Source organism: Streptomyces resistomycificus, assembly GCF_001514265.1.
GTDB lineage: Bacteria > Actinomycetota > Actinomycetes > Streptomycetales > Streptomycetaceae > Streptomyces > Streptomyces resistomycificus.
Map to the genome: position 1 here is coordinate 1 of NZ_KQ948996.1, position 21,898 is coordinate 21,898.

Below are 21,898 nucleotides of genomic sequence, written 5' to 3' on the forward strand. Positions count from 1 at the left end.
TGCCGCCGCCAGCCGCGTCGCGACCGGCAGGATGTCGTTGCGCAGCGTCTCCACGGCGGCCAGCACCGCCAAGCGCTCCGGGCCCTGCGGTACCCCGGCCGCCGCCCGCTCGTACAGGTCGGCGCCCTCCTCCAGGACCAGCCCGGTGTCGATACCGGCCGGGACCTTTATGCCGGCGACGCGGCGCCAGGTGGTCAGCGGATCGCCCCACGCCTCGACGCGGTACGTCCAGCGGCCCGGAGCCCCGGCGGACACCTCCGCGCCCCAGCGGTCGGAGCCGGGGGCCAGTTCCCGCATCGGCGTCCACGGGCCGTGGCCGCCTTCCGGGTCGGTCAGGACCACGTTGCAGGCGACCGCGTCGTGGCCTTCACGGAACACGGTCGCGGTGACCTCGAACGTCTCGTCCACGACTGCCTTCGCCGGACGCCTGCCGCTGTCCACGACAGGCCGGACGTCACGTACCGGAATGCGGCCGACGGCCTGGGTCGAACTCATGAAATACACCTCCGCCGTGCTCGAGGCCGGGCCCGTGGCCCGGCCGGGGATCCAAGCTGCGCCGGAAGGTGGCTACCTCCCCGCTGGAGAACGCCGGTCCACGACCGGCGGGCCCCGTCTCGCCAGGGCCCTGGTACGGGGCCGCTCACCCTCCTCCTGGAGGTAGGCGACCAGAGTGCTCCGCAGATAGCGTTCGGCGGCGTCCGCGGCCTCACGCGCGCAGCGCTTGCCCATCAGCACGCAGAGGGTGTAGCCCGAGTCCTCGAACGTGGCCCGCAGCCTGCGGTCGGAGGGGGACGCGAGCATCATGCGTTCCCACGCCCGGTACCGCCGCAGTTGGCGGGCCACTTCGGCTTTGGCCGGCAGCAGCATGGTGCCGTTCACCTTCCAAGGGCTCGATGGCGCGTCTCCCGACCGTCGGGCGGCGGCCGCGCGCGGGCGCACACGGATCCGTTACGGGCATCGAGGTCTTCACACATGGTGCACGGGTAACGACTCAGCGTCTTGTTGGAGCTTCAACCAGCACAGGGGCTCCCGTCACCTCGCCACTCGCTCGTGTTGCACGAATGGCGTACCACCCCCACTCTTGTGGTGACTCGGAAGCGATCAGTGCTCACGCTTCGTGTTCGGGGCCCAAGGCCCCGCAGGGGGCGAGGGGAAGCGAGAGCTTCGCCGGTGAGGAGCCAACGACGATGAAGACCGCATCGCCCTGCTACTACCACCTCGACGTGGAGGTGAGTCCGGAACGTGTCGGACAGGTCACGCGCATCCTGGCCGCACACCTCCGGTACTGGGACCTGGAGATCCTGGTGTCACCCGTCTGCCACGGCGCCGAACTGCTGCTCAGGGCCATCGACGAGCACGCCACGGACAAGAACACGTCGATCGAGATGTGGTGGAACGGCCAGCACCTCATCACCGCCATCGGTGAGAACGACTGCGACCTGCGCCCGGACCAGGACCTGCGCGGCTGCCTGGAGAGCATCGCCGCGATGAGCGACGGCTGGGGCTGCTGCGCCACCGACACCGGCAGCAAGGTCATCTGGTTCTCGCAGCGCGCCCGTGCCGGCGAGCGGGTCCCGCTCGTGCCGACGGCGCCTGCGCCCAGCCTGCGCGAGGTGCTCCAGGTGCCGCGCGAGGTGCCCGTGGCGGCCCTGGCCGGGCCCGCGAGCACACCGGACGGCGTGCTGGAGGACGCGCGGTGACCGCGCGCCGACCGCACCGGGAAGGGGTGCCCGTCTGGAGCGGGCACCCCTTCCCGTTGGGCGCGGACCACGACGGCAACGGCACCAACTTCGCCGTGTTCAGCGAGGTCGCCGAGCAGGTCGACCTGGTTCTCGTCGACGACGACGGCAAGCACCGCGACGTACCGATGACCGAGGTCGACGGTTTCGTGTGGCACTGCTACCTGCCCGGCGTGGGACCCGGCCAGCGCTACGGTTTTCGGGTGCACGGCCCCTGGCAGCCGTCCCTCGGGCACCGCTGCAACCCGGCCAAGCTCCTTCTCGACCCGTACGCCAGGGCGGTCGACGGGCAGGTCGACAACCACGCCTCGCTCTTCGAGCGGACCCCCGGCGGGCCGTCCCCGGGCGACAGCGCCGGGCACACCATGCTCGGCGTGGTCACCGACCCGGCCTTCGACTGGGGCGACGACCGGCCCCTGCGGCGGCCTTACGCCGACAGTGTGATCTACGAGGCCCACGTCCGGGGCCTCACCCGAACCCACCCCGACGTCCCGCCCGAGCTCCGTGGCACCTACGCCGGTCTCGCACACCCGGCGGTCGTCGAGCACCTGACCACGCTCGGGGTGACCGCCGTCGAGCTGATGCCGGTGCACCAGTTCGTGCAGGACGGCGTCCTCATGGACCGAGGCCTGTCCAACTACTGGGGCTACAACACCATCGGGTTCTTCGCCCCGCACAACGCCTACGCCGCCCACGGCACCCGCGGCCAGCAGGTGACCGAGTTCAAGTCGATGGTGAAGGCGCTGCACGAGGCGGGCCTCGAGGTGATCCTCGACGTCGTCTACAACCACACCGCCGAGGGCAACGAGAAGGGCCCCACGCTGTCCTTCCGCGGCATCGACAACGCCTCCTACTACCGTCTGGTGGACGGCGACTGGGGGCACTACTACGACACCACCGGCACCGGCAACAGCCTGCTGATGCGGCACCCCTACGTCCTTCAGCTGATCATGGACTCGCTGCGGTACTGGGTCACCGACATGCACGTCGACGGGTTCCGCTTCGACCTCGCGGCCACCCTGGCCCGGCAGTTCCACGAGGTGGACCGCCTGTCGGCGTTCTTCGACCTCATCCAGCAGGACCCGGTGATCAGCCGCGTCAAGCTCATCGCCGAGCCGTGGGACGTCGGCGAGGGCGGCTACCAGGTGGGCAACTTCCCGCCCCTGTGGTCGGAGTGGAACGGCATGTACCGGGACGCCGTACGCGACTTCTGGCGCGGCGAACCGCACACGCTCGGCGAGTTCGCCTCCCGGCTGACCGGATCCTCCGACCTGTACCAGCACAGCCGTCGCCGACCGCGCGCCAGCGTCAACTTCGTCACCGCGCACGACGGGTTCACGCTGCGCGACCTCGTCTCGTACAACGACAAGCGCAACGAGGCCAACGGCGAGGACAACGCGGACGGCGAGAGCACCAACCGGTCCTGGAACTGCGGCGCCGAGGGCGACACCGGCGACCCCGCCGTGCTCGAACTGCGCGCCCGCCAGCAGCGCAACTTCCTCGCCACGCTGCTGCTGTCGCAGGGCATCCCGATGCTCTGCCACGGCGACGAACTGGGCCGCACCCAGGGCGGCAACAACAACGCCTACTGCCAGGACAACGAGATCTCCTGGATCGACTGGCGGCTGAGCGGGGAACAGAGCGCGCTCAACGACTTCACCCGGCACGTCATCCGGCTGCGCACCGAGCACCCGGTGCTGCGCCGGCGCCGCTTCTTCCGCGGCGAGACCCCGACCCACGCCGGCCAGCCGCTGCCCGACCTGGTGTGGCTGCTGCCGGACGCACGCGAGATGACCGAGGAGGACTGGCAGCGCTCCGACGCGCACTCGGTCGGCGTCTTCCTCAACGGCGACGCCATCGCCGAGCCCGACCCGTGCGGCAACCCCGTGGTCGACGACTCCTTCCTGCTCCTGCTCAACGGGTACTGGGAACCGGTGGACTTCCGCCTGCCCGACGCCACCTACGGCGAACGGTGGACGACCCTGGTCGACACCGCCGAACCCCAGGGCGCCGACGAGTCCGAGCACAAGGCCGGCACGGTGATGACGGTCGAGGCCCGCAGCCTGGTCCTGCTGTCGAGACCACCGACGGTCGCCACCCCGACTTCTCCTCGTTCCCGAGGGCGGCGAGCGCCCCGAGCGGCGGACTGACCCCACCGACCACGTGCCCCCGAGCGGAAGCCGCTCGGGGGCACGTGTGATGACCGAGGCGTCGATGCGCGGGACGGAGCCGGATGCGGGCGCCCGGGCGGCTGCCAGGCCTGGTGGTGCGGGCGCTCGGCGGCGTGTGAAGCGGACGGGGTGAGGGACGAACGCCCGCTGGAGGGAGCGCTCAGCGCCCGGCGGTCACCGCTCGCGCCGCGAGGTCACCGTGAACTGCGCGCCGTCAGGGTCGCGCAGCACGGCCTCCTCGAGGCCCTTCGACAGGACGCTGCCGCCGTGCACCTCGGCGGCCCGCGCGCAGGCCGCCACGTCCGCGACCGCGAAGTGGACCTGCCAGTGCGGCCGGATGGAGGGGTCGGGTGCCGAGCCGAGCGCGCCCGACTCGATGCGCGCCACCACGTCGCCCCGGCTGCGCAGGACGACCTCGCCGCCCTCGTAGCGGACCTCGCAGCAGCCGGGCCGATCCGACGCCCACTCGAAGACCTCGCCGTAGAAGATGGCGGCGTCGAAGGCGTCACGCGTGTGGAGCCGGATGAAGGCCGGCTGCGCCTCGCGCCAGCTCTCCCAGTCGGCGACGAGTTCGCCCTCCCAGATGCCGAAGGTCGCGCCGTCCCGGTCGGCGAGCAGCGCCGCCCGCCCGGGCGGGAAGGACAGCGGTCCCACCGCCGTCGTACCGCCGCGCTCCTGTGCCCGCGCCACCGCCTCGTCGGCGCTGGGGACCGCGAAGTACGGCGTCCAGGCCACCGCCATCTGCCACATGGAGGCGACCGCGGCGATCCCGGCCACCGGAGTGCCGTCCGCGAGCGCGACCCGGAAACGGTCGCCGAGTTTGGCCGACTGCCACTCCCAGCCCAGCACGGCCGTGTAGAACTCCTCCGTGGCCTTCTGGTCACGGCTGGTCAGACTCACCCAGCAGGGCGCGCCGAACACGGAGTGCGTGGACAGGACGTCCTTGGTGGCGCTGGTTGGTCGCACGTCGTGGTTCATGACAGTCCTGTCCTGCTCGCGTCGGCCGGGGGCCACGGGTCCTTCCTCCAGTGTCCGACCGGAACCGCCCGGGGCGCCTGCCGAGTACCCCGGTGGCGGCGGCGAAACGACGCGATTCGCGCGCCCGCCCAGGTGGCGCGGGGTGCGCTCGATGACAGGATGGAACGGTGCCAGGAGCCCCGAACGAACCCGCCGACGAGTCGGACCGCGTCTTCGCGCTGCAGGAGGAGATCGACCAGCTCAAGGAGGCGGTCGCCTCGCACGCCGTCGTGGACCAGGCGATCGGCATGGTGGTGGTGCTCGGCAGGGTCACGCCCGACGAGGGCTGGCAGGTGCTGAAGGAGGTCTCCCAGCACACCAACATCAAGCTGCGGAACGTCGCCGACATGATCCTTCTGTGGGGGCGGGCCGGGGAGATGCCCCCGGAGATCCGCGCCGAGCTGGAGGACGCCCTCGACCGCTACGGACCCACGCAGATTCCGGGGGCGCCGCAGGAGTGACGGCGCAACGGAGGGCGTCCCGCGGGCTCACCCGGTCTCGGCCTCGGCCTTGACCTCCGTCTCGGCGAGGATCTCGTCGCGCAGCTGGTCGAAGCAGCTGCTGAGCAGCCGGGAGACGTGCATCTGCGAGATGCCGAGCTGCTCCGCGATCCGGCTCTGGGTCATGCCGCGGAAGAAGCGCAGGTAGAGGATGGTCCGCTCGCGTTCGGGCAGTGCCTCCAGGCAGGGGCGGACGGCCACCCGGTCGACGATGGTGTCGAAGGCGGGGTCCGGGCCGCCGAGTGCGTCGCTTAGGGCGTACCCGTCGGTGCCGGGCATCTCGGCCTCCAGCGACAGTGCGGTGAAGCACTCCAGGGCCTCCATCCCGGTGCGGGCCTCGTCCTCGCTCATGTGCGCGAACTCGGCGACCTCGGCCAGGGTCGGCGCCCGGCCCGGGGTGGTCTGGGACAGTTCCCGTGCTGCCTGGCGCACCCGGTTGCGGAGGTCCTGGACGCGGCGGGGCACATGCAGTGTCCACATGTGATCCCGGAAGTGGCGCTTGATCTCGCCGGTGATCGTCGGCACGGCGTAGGCCTCGAAGGCGCAGCCCCGCTCCGGGTCGTAGTGGTCGACGGACTTGACGAGTCCGAGGGCGGCCACCTGGTAGAGGTCATCGAGGGACTCGCCGCGCCCCCGGAAGCGGACGGCGATCCGCTCGGCCATGGGCAGCCAGAGCTCGATCAGCTCGTCCCGGAGCGCCTTGCGGACCGGGCCGTCGGGCAGATCCGCGAGCCGGGCGAAGTCGGCGGCGGTGTCGGGGGCGTCTTCGTGCGGGTGCGGCTTCGTTCTGCCAGTGACAGGCATACTGCGCGCCTCCCTCAGCAGGTGCTGGATGGACAGACACCGGGGGAGGCGCGGGTTCGGACCCTGACGGCAGGACACCCGGGGCCGGGTAGGGCGGCTCCCTCGGACGTGCCTCCTGTCCGAAGCACTGATGAGCCAATTCCCGCCACGGGCGAGATCGAAACAATTCACCCCATATGGTGACGGAATGCGACGGAAGGCGTATCGCCGAGTGATGGCCGGGCCTTGACCCGTCGTTGGGGTAGTTACCTCTGCTAAAGAGATAATCTCCTCGGCGTGGAACCAGAGACCTTTCCCGAGGAACTGGCCGACGCGCTCGTCGGTGTCCAGCGGCTGATCCGGCGGCGCCTGCGCCCTGACATGTCCGGCCCTCCGCTGCGCGGCGCCGGGGTGGAGCTGCTGCGCCTCGTCGTGGACCGCCCCGGTATCGGGATCTCCGACGCCGCCAGGCATCTGTGCCTGGCCGGCAACTCGGTCTCGACGCTGGTCAACCAGTTGTCCCGGCAGGGCTACCTGGTGCGCGAGGCCGACCCGGCCGACCGGCGGGCCGCCCGACTGATGCCCACCCCGGCGGCGGGGGCTCGGCTGAACGAGTGGCGCGAGCGCCGCGCCGATCTCGTACGACGCCAGGTGGCCCGGCTGGACGCGGCCGACCGGGAGGCGCTGCGGGCCGCGCTCCCGGCGCTGCGCGAGCTCGCCGTCAACGTGCGCGAGGAGGCCGAGGAGTCATGACACGGGACGCTGACGAGGCCGTCGCCTGTACCGGGCTCACCTACTCCTTCGGTGAGACCAACGCGGTCGACGGGCTCGACCTCACCGTGGTGCGGGGCGAGGTCTTCGGGCTGCTGGGGCCCAACGGTGCCGGGAAGACCACCGCCATCCGCTGCATCACCACCCTGCTGCCGGTCCCGGCCCGGATGGTCCACGTCTTCGGCCGCGACGCCGCCAGGGAGGCGATGGCCGTACGCCGTCTGCTCGGCTATGTGCCGCAGCAGCTGTCCGCCGACGCGGGCCTCACCGGCCGCGAGAACGTCGCCCTCTTCGCCCGCGTCTTCGACGTGCACCGAAGCGAGCGCGCCGAACGCGTCGCACAGGCCCTGGCCGCGGTCGACCTGTCCGAGGCCGCCGACCGGCTGGCCGGCACCTACTCCGGCGGCATGATCCGCCGCCTCGAACTCGCACAGGCGCTGGTCAGCGCCCCGCGTCTGCTGATCCTCGACGAGCCGACCATCGGCCTCGACCCGATCGCCCGGACCGGCGTGTGGGAGCACATCAACGCCGTGCGCGCGGCCACCGGCATGACCGTGCTCGTGACCACCCACTACATGGACGAGGCCGACCAGTACTGCGACCGGGTCGGTCTGATGCACCGCGGCCGGGTCCGGGCCCTCGGCACCCCCAGCGAACTGCGGCAGGGACTCGGTGAGCGCCGGGGCGCGAAGGCAACGGACCCGCTGCCCACCCTCGAGGACGTCTTCCGGGACGTCGCCGGCAGCGGTCTCGACGACCAGTCAGGAGAGTTCCGCGATGTCCGAAGCACCCGTCGCACCGCCCGTCGCGTCGGCTGACCGCGCCCGTGAGAAGGGCATCGGCCTGCTGCTGAGCCCGCCCGAGCCCCGTGCGGGCTGGCGGCTGCTGCCCACCCGCGTGGTGGCGATGTGCGCCGTCGAACTGCAGAAACTGCGCCACGACCGCACCGAGCTGTACACCCGGGCCATCCAGCCGGCCCTGTGGCTGCTGATCTTCGGCCAGACCTTCACCCGCATCAAGGCGATCCCCACCGACGGCATCCCCTACGTCGACTACCTCGCCCCCGGCATCATCGCCCAGTCGGCGATGTTCATCGCCATCTTCTACGGCATCCAGATCATCTGGGAGCGGGACGCCGGGATTCTGAACAAGCTGCTCGTCACCCCGACCCCGCGCTCGGCACTGGTCACCGGCAAGGCCTTCGCGGCCGGCGTGAAGTCGCTGATCCAGGCCGTCGTGGTCGTCGTCATCGCCGCGCTGCTCGGCGTGTCCCTGACCTGGAACCCGCTCGAACTCCTGGGTGTGGCGGCGGCGGTGGTCCTCGGGTCCGTCTTCTTCTCCTGTCTGTCGATGACCATCGCCGGCATCGTCCTCAGCCGCGACCGGCTGATGGGTATCGGGCAGGCGATCACCATGCCGCTGTTCTTCGGTTCCAACGCCCTCTACCCGCTGTCCGTCATGCCGGGCTGGCTCCGGACGGTCAGCAAGGTCAACCCGCTGAGCTACCAAGTGGACGCCCTGCGCGGCCTCCTTCTGGGTACGCCCGCGCACCTCGCGCTCGACTTCGCGGTACTGATCGTCGCCGCCGCTCTCGGCATCACCGCGGCCTCCTCCCTCCTGGGGCGACTGGCTCGCTGAACACGCGGCCGGAAAGTGATGTGCGGCACGCGGGCGAATCCGGCCGTCCGACCGGTTGGCGGATTCTTCCTGCGCACGGCTTGATCACCGATCAAGGGGATGAATCGGCTGGCCACAGCGCATTCCGCTCATTTGACAGTGCGCTGAGCACACAGATAGGAAGCAGCTCTCTGAGGGTCGAGAGGTGGATTGTGTACGAGCCGAACGTGGTCGGGGACTGGCAGGAGTACGACGAGCATGCCGGTCTGCGTGTCCGCGTCCATCGCCTGGAGGCGGCAGAGCCGCCCCGCGGACGGGACGACGCAGCCGAGGGGCTGAGGTACTTCCGGCTCCGTGTGACCGTCGAGAACCGAGGCAGCCGCCACTCCACCATCCACCTGGAGGACGGCCAGATCGACGTGCGGATCGGCCCCGACGGGGAGAGCGCCTTCATCGACTGGCGCAACTCGCAGTTCATCGAGGGCTTCGACGTCTATCCGCTGCGCCGGGCGACCGCCCTGCTGTACGCGGCGGGCCCGGAGGCATCCCTGAGCCTGGTGGACGTCCAGATCCAGCTGCGCGTCGACGACGAGTGGGCCGACCGACGGCTGTGGGCGGGCGGCATCGGACTGCACGAGGGGGCCGTCGGCACCGGGCCGGTGCGCGACGGCCTCGCCTGCCAGGTGAGCAACTTCCTGCGGGACCAGGCCGAGGAAGGCACCGCCTGACGGCCGACGGCGTCAGTGCGGAATGCCGTCGATGATCTCGCGGGCGCCCTGACGCAGCAGGGCCACGGCGACCGAGGTGCCGAGGGTGGCAGGGTCGAGACGGCCCGCCCACTCGTGGGCATTCAGCCGGACCTTGCCGTCCGGGGTGAACACACAGGCCCGCAGGGACAGTTCCCCGCTGCGGTCCACACGTGCGTACCCGGCGATGGGGCTGTTGCAGTGGCCCTGCAGGACGTGCAGGAACATGCGCTCGGCGGTCGCCTCCCGGTGGGTGTCCGGATCGCCGAGCCCGCTGACCGCGTCGATGAGCTCGCTGTCGTCCTGGCGGCACTGCAGGGCGAGGATGCCCGCGCCGATCGGCGGCATCATCGTCTCGGGGGAGAGGATCTCGCTGATCACGTCCTGCCGTTCGATCCGCTCAAGGCCGGACACCGCGAGCAGCAGCGCGTCCGCCTCACCGGCCGCGAGCTTCGCCAGCCGCCGGTTGGCGTTGCCGCGGAACGGCACGCACTCCAGCTCCGGGTGGGTGGCGGCCAGCTGCGCGACCCGGCGCACCGAGGAGGTGCCGATCCGGGTGCCCGCCGGGAGCTCGTCCAGGGTGAGGCCGCCGGGGTGCACGAGGGCGTCCCGGATGTCGTCCCGCTTCAGGAACGCGGCGAACGTGGTGCCGGCCGGGAGCGGCCGGTCGGCGGGCACGTCCTTGACACAGTGCACCGCGAGATCCGCCTCGCCGGCCAGCAGCGCGGCGTCCACCTCCTTGGTGAACGCCCCCTTTCCCTCGACCTGGGACAGATCTCCCATCCACTTGTCGCCGGTCGTCTTCACCGGCACGACCTCGGTGCGCACACCGGGGTGGAGGGCTGTCAACTCGGCGCGGACTCGCTCCACTTGGGCGAGCGCCATGGGCGAGTCGCGGGAGACGATACGGATCAGTTCGGGCACGGACATGCGGCCACGATAGACCCTCCCGGCGGTGCTCTCGTGCCGTATCGCCCCTCGCTGCGCATCTGTGTGCCGCACGGCACCCCGGCCTCCCGGGCGTACGTGCGGCGCGGCACGTGAGCGGTGGTGCCCACGTGCCGCGCTCGGACCGGGGTCCGTTCAGGCGTTCGGGTCGAAGGCGATCCCGGAGGGCTTGGCGGAGCTCAGGTGGGCGTTGAAGTTGCCGTCCTTGAGACCGAAGTTGGCGCTGCCGAAGTCGTACGCGCTCAGCTTGTCGCGCAGGCCCGACGGGTAGCCGTTCCAGCCGACCAGCGGCGGGTACTGCCAGGTGCCCTTGTGGTTCTCCGGCGGCTCGTCGCTCGAGTTCGCCAGGCGGAAGCAGTGCGTGCTGACGCCGTCCTTGTGGTAGACGATCTTGGCGTGGGTGCCGTCGAAGCGGACCCCGGAGGCCGCGGTGACGGTGAACGAGCCGTGGTTGGACGTCGAGACGTACTGCACCTGGCCGTTCTGGACCCAGACGACGGCGTGCTCCCAGTCGTGGCGGTGCCCGCCGATGCTGCTGCCCGCTACGGCTTGGTCCTTCTCGAAATACAGGCCGTACATGTAGGCGCACCAGCCGTTGTTGCACTTGGAGCGCGAGTAGCTGTTGGTGTTGTCGAGGTCCGAGGCGTCGCGGCACTGCCCGTTGAGGGCGCCGGTCGGGTTGAGGCCGCCGTTGACCGTGCCGTCGGGGCCGATGGCCGGCGTGGAGTAGCAGCCGTCCGTGTCGTAGTCGAAGGCCGGCAGATAGGTGTTCTCGGCGGCTTCGGCGTTGGCGGGCAACGCGGTGGGCGGGGCCGCGAAGGCGGCGCCGGGGAAGGCCACGACGAGCGTGGCGGCCCCGACCAGTCCGGTGACCCATCGCCTGCGGTGTGCCTTGAACGACGTAGACGACACTGCGTCCTCCTCCTGGTGCGGGCGCAGCCCAACGGCTGTTGCGGAAAGGGAGGTTCAGCTTCCCTGGTTTTCATGTCCACGCCAAGGGGGTGGGAGCGTCACTCCGGTTACGGTCGTCCCAACAGTTGGATCTCGACGAGGTGTCAGACGAGGTCGTCCGGCAGGTCGGCCGCCGACTCCTCGGGTGCGAGGTCCGGCCGCAGTCGCAGCCAGGAGGGCTGGCGCAGCAGCCCGGCGCGGGTGCGGGTGCTGTAGCGGACCTCGCCGACCAGCCGGGGGAGCACCCAGCGGGCGCCCGGAACCCGGGGTGCGGGATCGAAGGGGCACCGGTCCGTCTCCGCGGCGCGCAGCAGGGCGGCGAGCTGTTCGCGCTCCGTCTCGCTCCAGCCGGTGCCGACACCGCCGACGTACCGCAGTCGTCCGCCGGCCCGCTGGCCGACGAGCACGGCTCCCGGCAGCCCCGTGAGCCGCCCCTTGCCGGGCAGCCAGCCGCCCACGACGACATCCTCGCTGCGCATGTTCCGGATCTTGATCCAGGCGCGCGAACGCACCCCCGGCTCGTACACCGAGTCCAGCCGCTTGCAGACCAGACCCTCCAGGCCGTGCTCGCGGGTGGCCCGGAGGGCCTGTTCGCCGTGGCCGACGAGCGCGCCCGGAGTGGACCAGTAGGGGCCGGTCAGGCCCAGCTCCTCCAGCGCGGTCCGCCGACGCGTGTAGGGGAGGGCGACGAGGGGGCGCCGGCCCAGATGCATCACGTCGAACAGCACGAGGTGGACGGGGACCTCCGCCGCCCGGCGGGCCGCCCTGCCGGGCGCCTGCACGAGTCCCATCCTGGACTGGAGCAACTGGAAGTCGGCGCGGCCCTGTTCGTCCAGCGCCATGACCTCCCCGTCCAGCACGGCCGGCGTGGCGCCGAGCGCGTGGCCGAGGGGCAGCAGCTCGGGGTAGGCGACGGTGACGACCTCCCCGGACCGGGCGCGCAGCACGACGGTGCCGTCCCCGGCCAGGTAGACCACCACCCGCTGGCCGTCCTGCTTGGTCTCGTACGCCCACCGCGCGTCCTGGGCGGCGGGCGGCAGGGTGCCGGGGGTGGCGAGCATGGGAGCGATCAGCGGGAGGCTCACGGGTCAGTTGTCGACCGGGCCGCCCGCCGCCACGCGCCCTCCCCGCCGGTTTCCCCTGAACGGCGCTGTCCACGGGTGCTGTCCACGGGCCGGGCCCGGACTCGCGTGCGCCCTCCAGGCGGGGCGTCCGGGTCAGATGATGCCGCCGTTGGCTCGCAGCACCTGCCCGTTGATCCAGTGGCCCGCCGGGCTCACCAGGAAGGACACGACGTTGGCGATGTCCTCCGGCGTGCCCAGGCGCTCCAGCGGGGGTTGCGCGGCGAGGCGGGCGACGGTCTCCTCGTCCTTGCCGTCGAGGAACAGGTCGGTGGCGGTGGGGCCGGGCGCCACGGCGTTGACGGTCACGTCACGGCCGCGCAGCTCACGGGCGAGGACCAACGTCAGCGCCTCGGTCGCGCCCTTGCTCGCGGCGTAGGCGCCGTAGCCCGGGAAGGCCAGTGCGACGACCGAGCTGGAGAGGTTGACGAGGGCTCCGCCCGGGCGCAGTCGGCGCGCGGCCTGCTGGTCGACGACGAAGGTGCCGCGGATGTTGGTGCGGTACAGGGCGTCGAGCTCCGCGAGATCGAGGTCTACCACGGGAGACAGGAGCATCCGGCCCGCGGAGTGCACCACCGTGTCGACTCCGCCGTAGGTGGTTTCCGCCAGGTCGAAGAGGGCCGAGACCTCGGTCTCGTCGGCGACGTCCGCGCGGGCGGCGATGGCCCTGCCGCCGGCTGCCTCGATGGTGCGCACGGCGTCGGTCGCCGCGTCCTTGTCGCCCGCGTATCCGACGACGACCGCGAATCCGTCGGCGGCGAGCCGCTGGGCGATCTGTCGGCCGATGCCGCGCGACCCGCCGGTCACGAGGGCGACGCGCCGGTCCGTGTCGGAGTGAGTGGTCATGACCGCATCCCTTGTTAGCGACGTTACGGTGTTCTCGTATCGACAGTAACACGAGGGCGTAGCGGTGGTAAGTCCTCTCTCGTATCGCCGCTACGGATGGCGTACCGTGAGGGCATGGACGCGAGGGAAAAGATCCTGGAAGCGGCCGCGGAGCTGCTGGCCGAGGCACCGGTCGCCGATGTCTCCACGCGTGCCGTGTGCGAGGCGGCCGGTGTGGGCGCGCCGATGCTCTACCGGCTCTTCGGCGACAAGGCCGGGTTGCTGGCAGCCGTCGTCGACCGGGGCTTCGAGCGGTATCTCGCCTCCAAGCGTGCGGCCCGCCCCGGTGACGACCCGGTGGCGGACCTCAAAAGCGGCTGGGACAACCACATGCGCTTCGCGCTGGAGCACCCCAACCACTACCGCCTGATGTACTCGCCCGAACTGACCGCGCCGCCCGCTGCGGCCCGTGAGGCGCACGACCTGCTGCACGGCATCCTCGAACGGTGCGCGGCCGCCGGGCGGCTGACCGTGCCGCCCGTACTCGCCACCCGAATCGTCATGTCGGCCAACGTCGGAGCGGCGCTGTCGATGCTCACCAGACCGGAGCAGTACCCCGACGCGCAGTTCTCCGACCGGCTGCGCGACGCGGTGCTCGATTCGCTGACCCGGCCCGCCGAGGGGGCCGCGCCGGTGCCGGAGAACCCGGTGCCCGTCGCGGCCGCCACCCTGGCCGCCCGGCTACGCGCCGACGTCCCGCCGGCCTTCACGCCCGCGGAATCAGCCCTGTTGCAGCAGTGGCTGGGGAAACTCACCGAGAGCTGAGCCTCAGCGGTCCGTGGTCGGCGCCAGCGCCTGCACGAGGCCCGACTGGTAGGCCATGACCACCAGTTGGGCCCGGTCCCGGGCGCCAAGCTTCGTCATCGCGCGATGCACGTGGGTACGTACGGTCAGCGGGCTGACGTGGAGCTTCTCGGCGATCTCGTCGCTGGAGTGCCCCTCCGCGACCCAGGCCATCACCTCGCGCTCGCGGGTGGTGAGCACGGCGAGGTCCTTCGACGCCACCAGCCGGGTCCCGAGCCCCGGTGCGGCCAGGAACCGGGTGATGACGGTGCGGGTGGCGCCGGGGGGTGAGGAGGGCGTCGCCGGCGGCCACGGTGCGGACGCCGGCGAGGAGCGCCTTGGCGGTGACGTCCTTGCCGAGGAAGCCGCTCGCGCCGGCCCGCAGGGCCTGAGCCACGTACTCGTCGATCTCGAACGTGGCGAGGATCAGCACCCGCGTACCGGACAGCTCGGGGTCCGCGCAGATCACGGACGTGGTGGTCAGCCCGATGGTGCCGGGCATGCGGATGTCCATCAGGACGACGTCGGGGCGGTGGAGCCGGGCCAGGTCGACCGCCTCGGCGCCGTCGGTGGCCATGGCGCGGAGGTCTTCCCACCGGGTCCCGGCCGCACCCCAAGCCTCCCTGGGAGCAGGCCGCCACGTCGTCGTGCGCCGGTCGGCGTTCCGCGCTACTCGAAACGCAGTACGGGGCGAGGCGCGCCTCCTTCGCGGGCAGTACGGCACGGGCCGGTGGTGCGGCAGCCGCACCACCGGCCCGTGGGAAGTCCGTCCGGCCGGGATCAGCCGCGCGCCCTCACTTCGCCGAGGGCGCGCCCGCCGTCGGCTCCACGGTCGCCGGCGCGACGCCGGCCGTGGCCTCGGGCCGTCGGCCGGGGATGAACGAGGCGATCACGAAGGCGAGAAGGGCGGCGCCCGCGCCGATGGCCATCACCGTCTTGAACCCGCTCTCCGACGGCAGGGCGTAGCCGCCGAGGCTGATGGTCATCTGGGAGAGGACGACGCCCGCGATGGCGCTGGCGACCGAGGTGCCGATGGAGCGCATCAGGGTGTTGAGGCTGTTGGCCGCGGCCGTCTCGCTCGCGGGCACCGCGCCCATGATCAGGGCGGGCATCGAGCCGTACGTGAAGCCGATGCCGGCGCCGATCACACAGGAGACCAGGACCAGGTGCCACACCTCGGACATCAGCACGATGTTCAGGCCGTACCCGCAGGCCACGATCACCGCACCGATCATCAGCGTCACCTTCGGCCCCCTGGCCTTGGAGACGGCGGCGGAGACCGGGGCGGTCGCCATCATCACCAGGCCGGACGGGGCCATCACCAGACCCGCGGTCAGCAGGGACCTGCCGAGACCGTAACCGGTCTGCTCGGGCAGCTGGAGGAGCTGCGGAAGCACCAGGGACATCGCGAACATGGAGAAACCGATCGCGATCGACGCCAGGTTGGTCACCAGCACCTGACGGCGGGCGGTGGTGCGCAGGTCCACCAGCGGCTGGGGGGTGCGCAGCTCGAAGACGCCCCAGGCGAGCAGGACGAGCACGGCCGTGGCGAACAGGCCGAGCGTGGTGCCGCTGGTCCAGCCCCAGTCGGCGCCCTTGGAGATGGCCAGCAGCAGACAGATCAGCCCCGTCGCCATACCGAGGGCGCCGACCAGGTCGAAGCGGCCGCCGGCACGCACCTTCGACTCCGGGACCAGCGACACGACGAGCGCGAAGGCGATCACACCCATCGCGGCGGAGGCCCAGAACAGCACGTGCCAGTCGAAGTTGTCGGCGATCAGCGCGGCCGTGGGCAGGCCCAGGGCGCCGCCCACGCCGAGGGAGGCGCTCATCAGGGCCGTCGAGCCGGCCAGCCGTTCGGCGGGCAGCTCGTCCCGCATGATGCTGATGCCCAGCGGGATGACCCCCGAGGCCAGCCCCTGCATCGCCCGGCCCATGATCATCGGCACCAGGGAGTCGCTGAGCGCGCAGACCACCGACCCGGCCACCAGCATCACGACGCTGACCAGGAGCATGCGACGTTTGCCGAACATGTCGCCGAGCCGGCCGACGACCGGGGTGGCGACGGCCGCGGCGAGCAGGGTGGCGGTGACGGCCCAGGCGGTGTCCGAGGCCGGGGCGTCCAGGAGTCTGGGCAGCTCGGGGACGATCGGGATGACCAGGGTCTGCATCAGCGCGACGACGATCCCGGAAAAGGCCAGTACCGCCACGACGGCGCCGGAACCCGGCGGCGTGCCGCTCCCTGTGTCGGTCGGTGTGGCAAGGGCGTCGGACATGCAAAGCCTCCGGAGGCGCGCGGACAGGGAACTCGGGAAGAATTAAATCAACTGACTGACTTACCTTAGACGCTCCGTCCGCTTGCGTAGGCTTCGGTACCGGTGCCGCCGCTCGGGCGGCAGGCCGGGGGCGGCTCGAAGGGCCGGCCGTCCCGCGGGTGTCAGAGGTCCCGGTGCGGTGGTGATGGGTGGTCATGGCGGGCAGGACGGTACGGGCCGAACAGGTCAGCGCGACGCGGGAGCTGATCCTGGCCACGGCGGAGCGGCTGTTCGCCGAGCACGGCGTGTACGCGGTGTCCAACCGTCAGGTCAGCGAGGCCGCCGGGCAGGGCAACAACGCCGCGGTGGGCTACCACTTCGGTACCAAGGCCGACCTGGTGCGGGCGATCATCCGCAAGCACGCGGCGCTGATCGAGGAGATCCGCGCCCGGCTGCTGGCCGGCATCGGCGACTCCACCGACGTACGCGACTGGGTGGACTGCCTGGTGCGCCCGGTCCCCGAACACCTCGCGGCGCTGGGCAGCCCCACCTGGTACGCGCGGTTCTGCGCGCAGGTGATGACCGATCCGGCGCTGCGGCAGATCATGGCGGAGGAGTCTCTCGCCTCGCCCTCCATGCGGCAGATCGTCGAGGGGGTGCGACGCTGTCTGCCCGAGCTGCCCGCCGAGGTCAAGGCCGAGCGCGGTGACATGGTCCGCCATCTCGTGGTGCACGTGTCCGCGGAGCGGGAGCGCGCCCTCGCCGAGAACACCCCCACCCCCCGCGCCAACTGGGACGACGCCGCCACCGGGCTGGTGGACGCGGTGGTCGGCATGTGGCTGGCACCGGTCACCCGAGGAAGCCGAATTACTTGAGTTAGGCAAGCAGCGCGGTAGGGTGGGTCGCATGTACGGCAGCACCCGTGAGAAACCGGCGCCCGTCCGCGGGGCCGGTCAGCACCTCCTGGTCGTCGTCGGTGAGCCGGACGCCGAGGAGCTGCTCTCCACCACCCTGGAGCTGGCGGGCTACCGGACCGGCGTGGCCGGCACCGGAGCCGAGGCGCTCGCACGGCTTGCCGAGCGGCGCTTCGACCTCGTGGTCCTCGACGCCGCACTGCCGGACATGGAAAGCCTCGTCCGGGAAGGGCCGGTCCTCGCTCACCGGCCTTCGGTGTTGCTACTGACCGACTACGACTCCCTGGACCGGCTCGTCCCCGAACTGGGCCTCGGTGAACGGGACTACGTCACCAAGCCCTACCGGATGGCCGAGCTCCTGGCCCGCGTCCAGGTCCTGCTGCGCGGCGCGAGCCCCGGCCGGCCGCGGGACGCCGCGCTCGGCTACCGCGACCTGGTCCTGGACGACACCCGGTGCGAGGCGCGCCGCGGCGCACGGACACTCGACCTCACGCCCGCCGAATACCGGCTGCTGCGTCACCTCCTGGTCAACGCGCACCGGGTGTTGTCCAAGGAGCAGATCGGCCGGTACGTCTGGGGCGACTTCCGCGGCGACAACGCCATCGAGCAGTTGGTCTCCCGGCTGCGGCGCAAGGTGGACCGCGAGGAGCCTGTGCTGATTCACACCCGCCGTGGTTTCGGCTACTGGCTGGGGAGTGCCGAGACCGCCGCCTGAGGCGCCGCGCCGAGAAGCCTCTGCCCGTACAACTCCCTTACAAAGCAAGGCATTTACATGCCTCCAACGTGCTGTGATCTGGGTCACGTCAGGCTTCTGTCAGGAAACTGACGGGAAGGCGTCAGCCCCCTCTGTTTGCATGTGCTCATCGAGGCCTCGACCACTTCACCCCGGCGCTCCGCCCGCAGAGCGGAGCCCCCCACCCCGAGGAGAACCATGGCCGACACCCTGGTCCAACCCGTGCCCGAAGTCCCGGACGAGGCACCCGAGTTCCCGATGTCCCGGGCGGCACGCTGCCCCTTCGACCCGCCTCCCGCCCTCAAAGAGCTGCAGGAACAGGCGCCCCTCACCAGGGTGCGGCTCTGGGACGGCAGCGAGCCGTGGCTCGTGACCCGATACGCCGATCAGCGGGCCCTGCTGGGCGACCCCCGGGTCAGCGCGGACACCGACCGGCCCGGCTATCCGACCAAGGCCTCGCCCGACGCCGGCGAGGGCAAGCTCAGCTTCATCATGATGGACGACCCCGAACACGCCCGCCTGCGCCGGATGGTGACGGCACCGTTCGCCATCAAACGGGTGGAGGCGCTACGGCCCGCCGTGCAGCAGATCGTGGACGGTCTGATCGACGACATGCTCGCCGGACCTCGGCCGGTGGACCTGGTGGAGGCCTTCGCGCTGCCGATCCCCTCACTGGTGATCTGCGAACTGCTCGGCGTGCCCTACGACGACCATGCCTTCTTCCAGGACAACACCAAGACCATGGTCCACCGGGACGCCACACCCGAACAGCGGGGCCAGGCCAGCCGCGAGGTGGCCGGGTATCTCGCCGGCCTCATCGGCAAGCGGCTCGCCGAACCGAAGGACGACCTGCTCTCCGCCATCGCCGGGCGCGTCACGGCCGGTGAGCTCGACCACGGGCAGGCGACGGAGATGGCGCTCCTCCTGCTCATCGCAGGCCACGAGACCACCGCGAACATGATCGCCCTCGGCACCCTCGCGCTCCTGCAGAACCCCGGCCAACTCGCCCTGCTGCGCGAGAGTGACGACCCGAGACTCGTCGCCTCCGCCGTCGAGGAACTGCTGCGCTACCTGCACATCACCCACCTGGGACGGCGCCGCGCGGTCACCGAGGACATCGAGATCGGCGGCCAGGTCATCAAGGCCGGCGAGGGGGTCATCATGGTCAACGAGGTCGCCAACCGCGACCCCGACGTCTTCCCCGATCCCGACCGGCTCGACATCACCCGCGACGCCCGCCGGCACATCGCGTTCGGCTTCGGCGTCCACCAGTGCCTGGGCCAGCCACTGGCCCGGATGGAGCTCCAGGTCGTCTACGGCACCCTCTACAGGCGCATCCCCACGCTGGAACTCGCCTGCGCCCTGGAGGACGTCCGGTTCAAGAACGACGCGTTCATCTACGGCGTGCACGAACTGCCCGTCACCTGGTGACGGCTCCCCGTCCCGCGAACCGACAAGAACCACACGTGATGAAGGGGATTTCCATGAAGGTGGAGCTGGAAGCCGACAAGTGCGTCGCCTCGGGGCAGTGCGTGCTCGCCGCGACGGACGTGTTCGACCAGGACGACGACGGGATCGCCATCCTGCTGGCGGACCGGCCGGCGGCCGAACTCCTCGACGACGTCCGGGAGGCCGTCGCGGTCTGCCCGGCCGCGGCGATCCGACTGGTCGACCAGTGAGGCGAATCGTCGTCGTCGGCGCCTCGGCCGCCGGACTCGCGGCGGCCGAGACGCTCCGCCGCGAGGGTTACGACGGCACGCTCACCCTGGTCGGCGACGAGCTCGCTCCTCCCTACGACCGGCCCCCGCTGTCCAAGCAACTGTTGACGGGGGAGTGGGAGTCGGACCGGCTGGCCCTGCGTACACCGGACGACCTGGCCGCCCTGGGTCTCGACCTGCGGCTCGGCGTCGCCGCGACCGGCCTCCAACTCGGCGACCGTCTGGTGGAGTTGGCCAACGGCGAGGAAGTGCCCTACGACGGACTGGTGGTGGCCACCGGCGTCCGTCCGCGCCGGCTGCCCGGCGAGGGCGCGCATGTGCTGCGCACCCTCGACGACGCCCTGACCCTGCGGGACCGTCTCACGCCGGGGCGGCGTCTGGTCGTGGTGGGGGCCGGGTTCCTCGGCGCGGAGGCCGCCGCCGTGGCCTGGCGGCTCGGTGCCCGGGTCACCCTCCTCGAGCCCGCCCCCGTGCCGCTGGCGCACGCCGTCGGCACGAGGGTCGGTGAGGTGCTGTCGCGGGCCCATACGGAGCGGGGCGTGGACCTGCGCTGCGGCGTCACGGTCACCGAGGTGACCGAGGACGGCGTGCGGCTCGCGGACGGTGAGGCGATCGACGCCGACGAGGTGCTCGTCGCCGTCGGATCGCTGCCGAACACCGAGTGGCTGGACGGCAGCGGACTGACCCTGCGTGACGGCGTGGTCTGCGACGAGTTCTGCGAGGCCGCGCCGGGCGTGTACGCGGCCGGGGACGTCGCCCGCTGGTACAACCCGCTGTTCGGCACGTCGATGCGGATCGAGCACCGCACCAACGCCGCCGAACAGGGCATGGCCGCGGCCCGCAACCTCCTGCGCCCGCAGGCCCGCAAGCCGTTCGCGCCGGTGCCGTACTTCTGGTCCGACCAGTACGACGTGAAGGTCCAGGCGTACGGCTTCCTGCGAGGGCACGACGAGGTCGCCGTGGTGGAAGGGAGCCTCGCCGAGCGCCGGTTCGTCGCCCTGTACCGCACCGGCGACCGGGTGAGCGGCGCCCTCGCCGTCGGTGTGCCGCCCAAGACGATCCGGCTGTGGCGCCAGGCGATCGCCGGTGGCGTGGCCTGGAGCGAGGCCGTGCGCACGGCGATCCCGGCCAACGGGGCGTGAGTTCTGGTGCCGGACGGACACTCCCGTCCGGCACCGCTCACCCGCGGGCAGTAAGTTACTTGAGTTACGCAACAATATGGTAAAGTGGCTCCATGTCCACACCACCGCTCCCCGACGTCCCCGCGTCCCCGGAAGTCATCGACATCGAGCGCGCGCTCACCCGCATCACCTATCTGAGTACCCGCGCCCGGCAGCACGACCGCCTGATGGCCCTCGCCGAGGTCCCGCTGGATCGTGCCGCGGTGGCGCTGCTGCGGCAGATCGCGGACTCCGAGCCGCTGCGGCCCGGGGAACTGGCCAACCGGCTGGGTGTGGAGGCCTCCCATGTCACGCGCACCGTGCAGCAGCTGCAGAAGTCCGGGTACGTCACCCGCGTTCCCGACCCCCGCGACCGCCGCGCCCAGCGCATCGAGCTCACCGAGACAGGTCGGCAGGCCATCGACCGGATCCGCGATGCCGGCGCCCGCGGCATGCAGTTGGCGCTGGCCGAGTGGTCACCCGACGAGCTGCGTCGACTGGCCACGCTCTTCCATCGCATGGTCGACGACTTCCTCGCGCACGCCATCGACGACGACGCCGATCAGCAGCCCCCGGAGCCGTCCGGCACCGCCTGATCCCGCCGTCCTCACGCCGACGCCGCGCGCAGGCGGCGGACCGGTGCCGCCTCCCCGGGCGGGGCGGGCTCGCGCAGACCGCACGGTAGGAGTGGGCCGCTCCAGCGCCTCAGCGCCGTCAGGGCCACCAACGGGACGAGGGTCATCCGCGGCGACGGCCAGGGCTCCGGCGCCGGTGCCGCGAGCCCGCCGGCGCTCACGGCCAGGCCCGGCGTCACACCACTCGCGGTGCCCACGCGCCGGGGCAGCCGGGTGCTCGCACCACGCCGCCGCCCGTGCCGGTCCGGGGCAGCCGTCCGGCCACCGCGCCGCCGCCCGTGCCGGTCCTGCGTGAGCGCCTTCGTCGATGTCGTCCACCGCGCCCTGACTACACCCCTGGGCACGCACCGGTGCCTTCATCGACGTCTTCGACGTCTTCCACCGCGCCGTCGGCTACGCCCCGGGCATGCACCGGTGCCGGCCTCGAACGGAGGGCGAGGACCCTGCGAGC

23 protein-coding genes and 1 pseudogene are annotated in these 21,898 nt (G+C 71.5%); 14 read left to right on the top strand and 10 right to left on the bottom strand.

The features are described 5' to 3' along the window. Positions 1-495, bottom strand: a 495-nt coding sequence (locus AQJ84_RS26030) for a maltotransferase domain-containing protein (RefSeq protein ID WP_159042798.1), incomplete at its 3' end; no start/stop codon positions are given. A 72-nt stretch (positions 496-567) separates the two neighbouring features. After that, positions 568-867 carry a DUF5133 domain-containing protein gene (locus AQJ84_RS26035; RefSeq protein WP_030044163.1) on the bottom strand — a complete coding sequence of 100 codons (300 nt, stop codon included), beginning with the start codon at positions 865-867 and terminating at the stop codon, positions 568-570. Between the two features lie 320 nt (positions 868-1,187). On the opposite strand from AQJ84_RS26035, the gene AQJ84_RS26040 reads away from it, so the two are divergent. Together AQJ84_RS26040 and glgX are read left to right on the top strand one after the other, a co-directional pair. After that, positions 1,188-1,700, top strand: coding sequence for a hypothetical protein (locus AQJ84_RS26040; protein ID WP_030044164.1), 513 nt, complete (start codon positions 1,188-1,190; stop codon positions 1,698-1,700). Continuing rightward, positions 1,697-3,889 (top strand): glycogen debranching protein GlgX, encoded by a 2,193-nt coding sequence (gene glgX / locus AQJ84_RS26045; protein WP_030044165.1) that lies wholly within the window; start codon positions 1,697-1,699, stop codon positions 3,887-3,889. The genes AQJ84_RS26040 and glgX overlap by 4 nt, the downstream gene beginning before the upstream one ends. Before the next feature lie 195 nt (positions 3,890-4,084). Here glgX and AQJ84_RS26050 read toward each other — a convergent pair whose 3' ends face one another. Further along, on the bottom strand, positions 4,085-4,888 hold the full coding sequence (locus AQJ84_RS26050) for a VOC family protein (protein WP_030044166.1): 804 nt from the start codon (positions 4,886-4,888) through the stop codon (positions 4,085-4,087). A 167-nt stretch (positions 4,889-5,055) separates the two neighbouring features. Here AQJ84_RS26050 and AQJ84_RS26055 point away from each other — a divergent pair, with 167 nt between their 5' ends. Further along, positions 5,056-5,388, top strand: coding sequence for an ANTAR domain-containing protein (locus AQJ84_RS26055; RefSeq protein ID WP_030044167.1), 333 nt, complete (start codon positions 5,056-5,058; stop codon positions 5,386-5,388). Positions 5,389-5,415: 27 nt separating this feature from the next. On the opposite strand, the gene AQJ84_RS26060 is transcribed toward AQJ84_RS26055, so the two are convergent. Next, positions 5,416-6,231, bottom strand: coding sequence for an RNA polymerase sigma factor SigF (locus tag AQJ84_RS26060; RefSeq protein ID WP_030044168.1), 816 nt, complete (start codon positions 6,229-6,231; stop codon positions 5,416-5,418). 276 nt (positions 6,232-6,507) lie between these two features. Here AQJ84_RS26060 and AQJ84_RS26065 point away from each other — a divergent pair, with 276 nt between their 5' ends. The 4 genes from AQJ84_RS26065 (at position 6,508) to AQJ84_RS26080 (ending at position 9,326) form a co-directional block, all read left to right on the top strand. After that, entirely contained in the window at positions 6,508-6,963 is a 456-nt protein-coding gene (locus AQJ84_RS26065; protein ID WP_030044169.1) for a MarR family winged helix-turn-helix transcriptional regulator, read from the top strand. Continuing rightward, a complete protein-coding gene (locus tag AQJ84_RS26070) occupies positions 6,960-7,799 on the top strand; it encodes an ATP-binding cassette domain-containing protein (protein WP_030044170.1) in 840 nt (279 codons plus the stop codon). The genes AQJ84_RS26065 and AQJ84_RS26070 overlap by 4 nt, the downstream gene beginning before the upstream one ends. Then, positions 7,759-8,619: an ABC transporter permease gene (locus AQJ84_RS26075; protein WP_030044171.1), complete on the top strand. Its 861-nt coding sequence runs from the start codon at positions 7,759-7,761 to the stop codon at positions 8,617-8,619. Before AQJ84_RS26070 ends, AQJ84_RS26075 begins: the two co-directional genes overlap by 41 nt. A 191-nt stretch (positions 8,620-8,810) precedes the next feature. Then, positions 8,811-9,326: a hypothetical protein gene (locus AQJ84_RS26080; protein ID WP_030044172.1), complete on the top strand. Its 516-nt coding sequence runs from the start codon at positions 8,811-8,813 to the stop codon at positions 9,324-9,326. Between the two features lie 12 nt (positions 9,327-9,338). Here the strand turns inward: AQJ84_RS26080 and hemC are convergent, their stop codons facing one another. From hemC to AQJ84_RS26100, 4 genes are all read right to left on the bottom strand, one after another. Next, positions 9,339-10,274 carry a hydroxymethylbilane synthase gene (gene hemC, locus AQJ84_RS26085; protein ID WP_030044173.1) on the bottom strand — a complete coding sequence of 312 codons (936 nt, stop codon included), beginning with the start codon at positions 10,272-10,274 and terminating at the stop codon, positions 9,339-9,341. A gap of 153 nt (positions 10,275-10,427) precedes the next feature. Further along, the gene (locus AQJ84_RS26090) at positions 10,428-11,204 is read right to left on the bottom strand and encodes an NPP1 family protein (RefSeq protein ID WP_053192716.1); all 777 of its coding nucleotides are present in this window, start codon (positions 11,202-11,204) and stop codon (positions 10,428-10,430) included. Between the two features lie 143 nt (positions 11,205-11,347). Next, complete coding sequence (locus AQJ84_RS26095) at positions 11,348-12,328, bottom strand: ATP-dependent DNA ligase (RefSeq protein WP_030044175.1); 981 nt, start codon at positions 12,326-12,328, stop codon at positions 11,348-11,350. Between the two features lie 132 nt (positions 12,329-12,460). Beyond that, positions 12,461-13,210, bottom strand: coding sequence for an SDR family oxidoreductase (locus tag AQJ84_RS26100; protein WP_030044176.1), 750 nt, complete (start codon positions 13,208-13,210; stop codon positions 12,461-12,463). A gap of 114 nt (positions 13,211-13,324) precedes the next feature. Here AQJ84_RS26100 and AQJ84_RS26105 point away from each other — a divergent pair, with 114 nt between their 5' ends. Next, positions 13,325-14,014 (top strand): TetR/AcrR family transcriptional regulator, encoded by a 690-nt coding sequence (locus tag AQJ84_RS26105; protein WP_030044177.1) that lies wholly within the window; start codon positions 13,325-13,327, stop codon positions 14,012-14,014. 3 nt (positions 14,015-14,017) lie between these two features. On the opposite strand, the pseudogene AQJ84_RS26110 reads toward AQJ84_RS26105, so the two are convergent. Next, positions 14,018-14,612 (bottom strand): annotated as a pseudogene (locus tag AQJ84_RS26110) (LuxR C-terminal-related transcriptional regulator); the annotation flags it as partial. 214 nt (positions 14,613-14,826) lie between these two features. Then, positions 14,827-16,308 (bottom strand): MFS transporter, encoded by a 1,482-nt coding sequence (locus AQJ84_RS26115; RefSeq protein WP_030044179.1) that lies wholly within the window; start codon positions 16,306-16,308, stop codon positions 14,827-14,829. 194 nt (positions 16,309-16,502) lie between these two features. Between AQJ84_RS26115 and AQJ84_RS26120 the strand changes: the two genes are divergently transcribed. The 6 genes from AQJ84_RS26120 (at position 16,503) to AQJ84_RS26145 (ending at position 21,408) form a co-directional block, all read left to right on the top strand. Then, positions 16,503-17,162 carry a TetR/AcrR family transcriptional regulator gene (locus AQJ84_RS26120; RefSeq protein ID WP_030044180.1) on the top strand — a complete coding sequence of 220 codons (660 nt, stop codon included), beginning with the start codon at positions 16,503-16,505 and terminating at the stop codon, positions 17,160-17,162. 31 nt (positions 17,163-17,193) lie between these two features. Then, on the top strand, positions 17,194-17,916 hold the full coding sequence (locus tag AQJ84_RS26125; RefSeq protein ID WP_053192714.1) for a response regulator transcription factor: 723 nt from the start codon (positions 17,194-17,196) through the stop codon (positions 17,914-17,916). A gap of 216 nt (positions 17,917-18,132) precedes the next feature. Then, positions 18,133-19,365 (top strand): cytochrome P450, encoded by a 1,233-nt coding sequence (locus tag AQJ84_RS26130; RefSeq protein ID WP_030044182.1) that lies wholly within the window; start codon positions 18,133-18,135, stop codon positions 19,363-19,365. A 53-nt stretch (positions 19,366-19,418) separates the two neighbouring features. Beyond that, positions 19,419-19,613, top strand: coding sequence for a ferredoxin (locus AQJ84_RS26135; RefSeq protein WP_030044183.1), 195 nt, complete (start codon positions 19,419-19,421; stop codon positions 19,611-19,613). Further along, the gene (locus AQJ84_RS26140) at positions 19,610-20,794 is read left to right on the top strand and encodes an NAD(P)/FAD-dependent oxidoreductase (protein WP_053192712.1); all 1,185 of its coding nucleotides are present in this window, start codon (positions 19,610-19,612) and stop codon (positions 20,792-20,794) included. Before AQJ84_RS26135 ends, AQJ84_RS26140 begins: the two co-directional genes overlap by 4 nt. A 92-nt stretch (positions 20,795-20,886) precedes the next feature. After that, on the top strand, positions 20,887-21,408 hold the full coding sequence (locus AQJ84_RS26145) for a MarR family winged helix-turn-helix transcriptional regulator (protein WP_030044185.1): 522 nt from the start codon (positions 20,887-20,889) through the stop codon (positions 21,406-21,408). The last annotated feature ends 490 nt before the right edge of the window (positions 21,409-21,898 follow it).

What these genes read in the sequence shown, in the direction of transcription:
- AQJ84_RS26035 (WP_030044163.1), bottom strand. Translation starts at nt 867, where the DNA reads ATGCTGCTGCCGGCCAAAGCCGAAGTGGCCCGCCAACTGCGGCGGTAC.
- AQJ84_RS26040 (WP_030044164.1), top strand. Translation starts at nt 1,188, where the DNA reads ATGAAGACCGCATCGCCCTGCTACTACCACCTCGACGTGGAGGTGAGT.
- AQJ84_RS26050 (WP_030044166.1), bottom strand. Translation starts at nt 4,888, where the DNA reads ATGAACCACGACGTGCGACCAACCAGCGCCACCAAGGACGTCCTGTCC.
- AQJ84_RS26060 (WP_030044168.1), bottom strand. Translation starts at nt 6,231, where the DNA reads ATGCCTGTCACTGGCAGAACGAAGCCGCACCCGCACGAAGACGCCCCC.
- AQJ84_RS26070 (WP_030044170.1), top strand. Translation starts at nt 6,960, where the DNA reads ATGACACGGGACGCTGACGAGGCCGTCGCCTGTACCGGGCTCACCTAC.
- AQJ84_RS26075 (WP_030044171.1), top strand. Translation starts at nt 7,759, where the DNA reads ATGTCCGAAGCACCCGTCGCACCGCCCGTCGCGTCGGCTGACCGCGCC.
- hemC (WP_030044173.1), bottom strand. Translation starts at nt 10,274, where the DNA reads ATGTCCGTGCCCGAACTGATCCGTATCGTCTCCCGCGACTCGCCCATG.
- AQJ84_RS26100 (WP_030044176.1), bottom strand. Translation starts at nt 13,210, where the DNA reads ATGACCACTCACTCCGACACGGACCGGCGCGTCGCCCTCGTGACCGGC.
- AQJ84_RS26105 (WP_030044177.1), top strand. Translation starts at nt 13,325, where the DNA reads ATGGACGCGAGGGAAAAGATCCTGGAAGCGGCCGCGGAGCTGCTGGCC.
- AQJ84_RS26115 (WP_030044179.1), bottom strand. Translation starts at nt 16,308, where the DNA reads ATGTCCGACGCCCTTGCCACACCGACCGACACAGGGAGCGGCACGCCG.
- AQJ84_RS26120 (WP_030044180.1), top strand. Translation starts at nt 16,503, where the DNA reads ATGGCGGGCAGGACGGTACGGGCCGAACAGGTCAGCGCGACGCGGGAG.
- AQJ84_RS26125 (WP_053192714.1), top strand. Translation starts at nt 17,194, where the DNA reads ATGTACGGCAGCACCCGTGAGAAACCGGCGCCCGTCCGCGGGGCCGGT.
- AQJ84_RS26130 (WP_030044182.1), top strand. Translation starts at nt 18,133, where the DNA reads ATGGCCGACACCCTGGTCCAACCCGTGCCCGAAGTCCCGGACGAGGCA.
- AQJ84_RS26135 (WP_030044183.1), top strand. Translation starts at nt 19,419, where the DNA reads ATGAAGGTGGAGCTGGAAGCCGACAAGTGCGTCGCCTCGGGGCAGTGC.
- AQJ84_RS26145 (WP_030044185.1), top strand. Translation starts at nt 20,887, where the DNA reads ATGTCCACACCACCGCTCCCCGACGTCCCCGCGTCCCCGGAAGTCATC.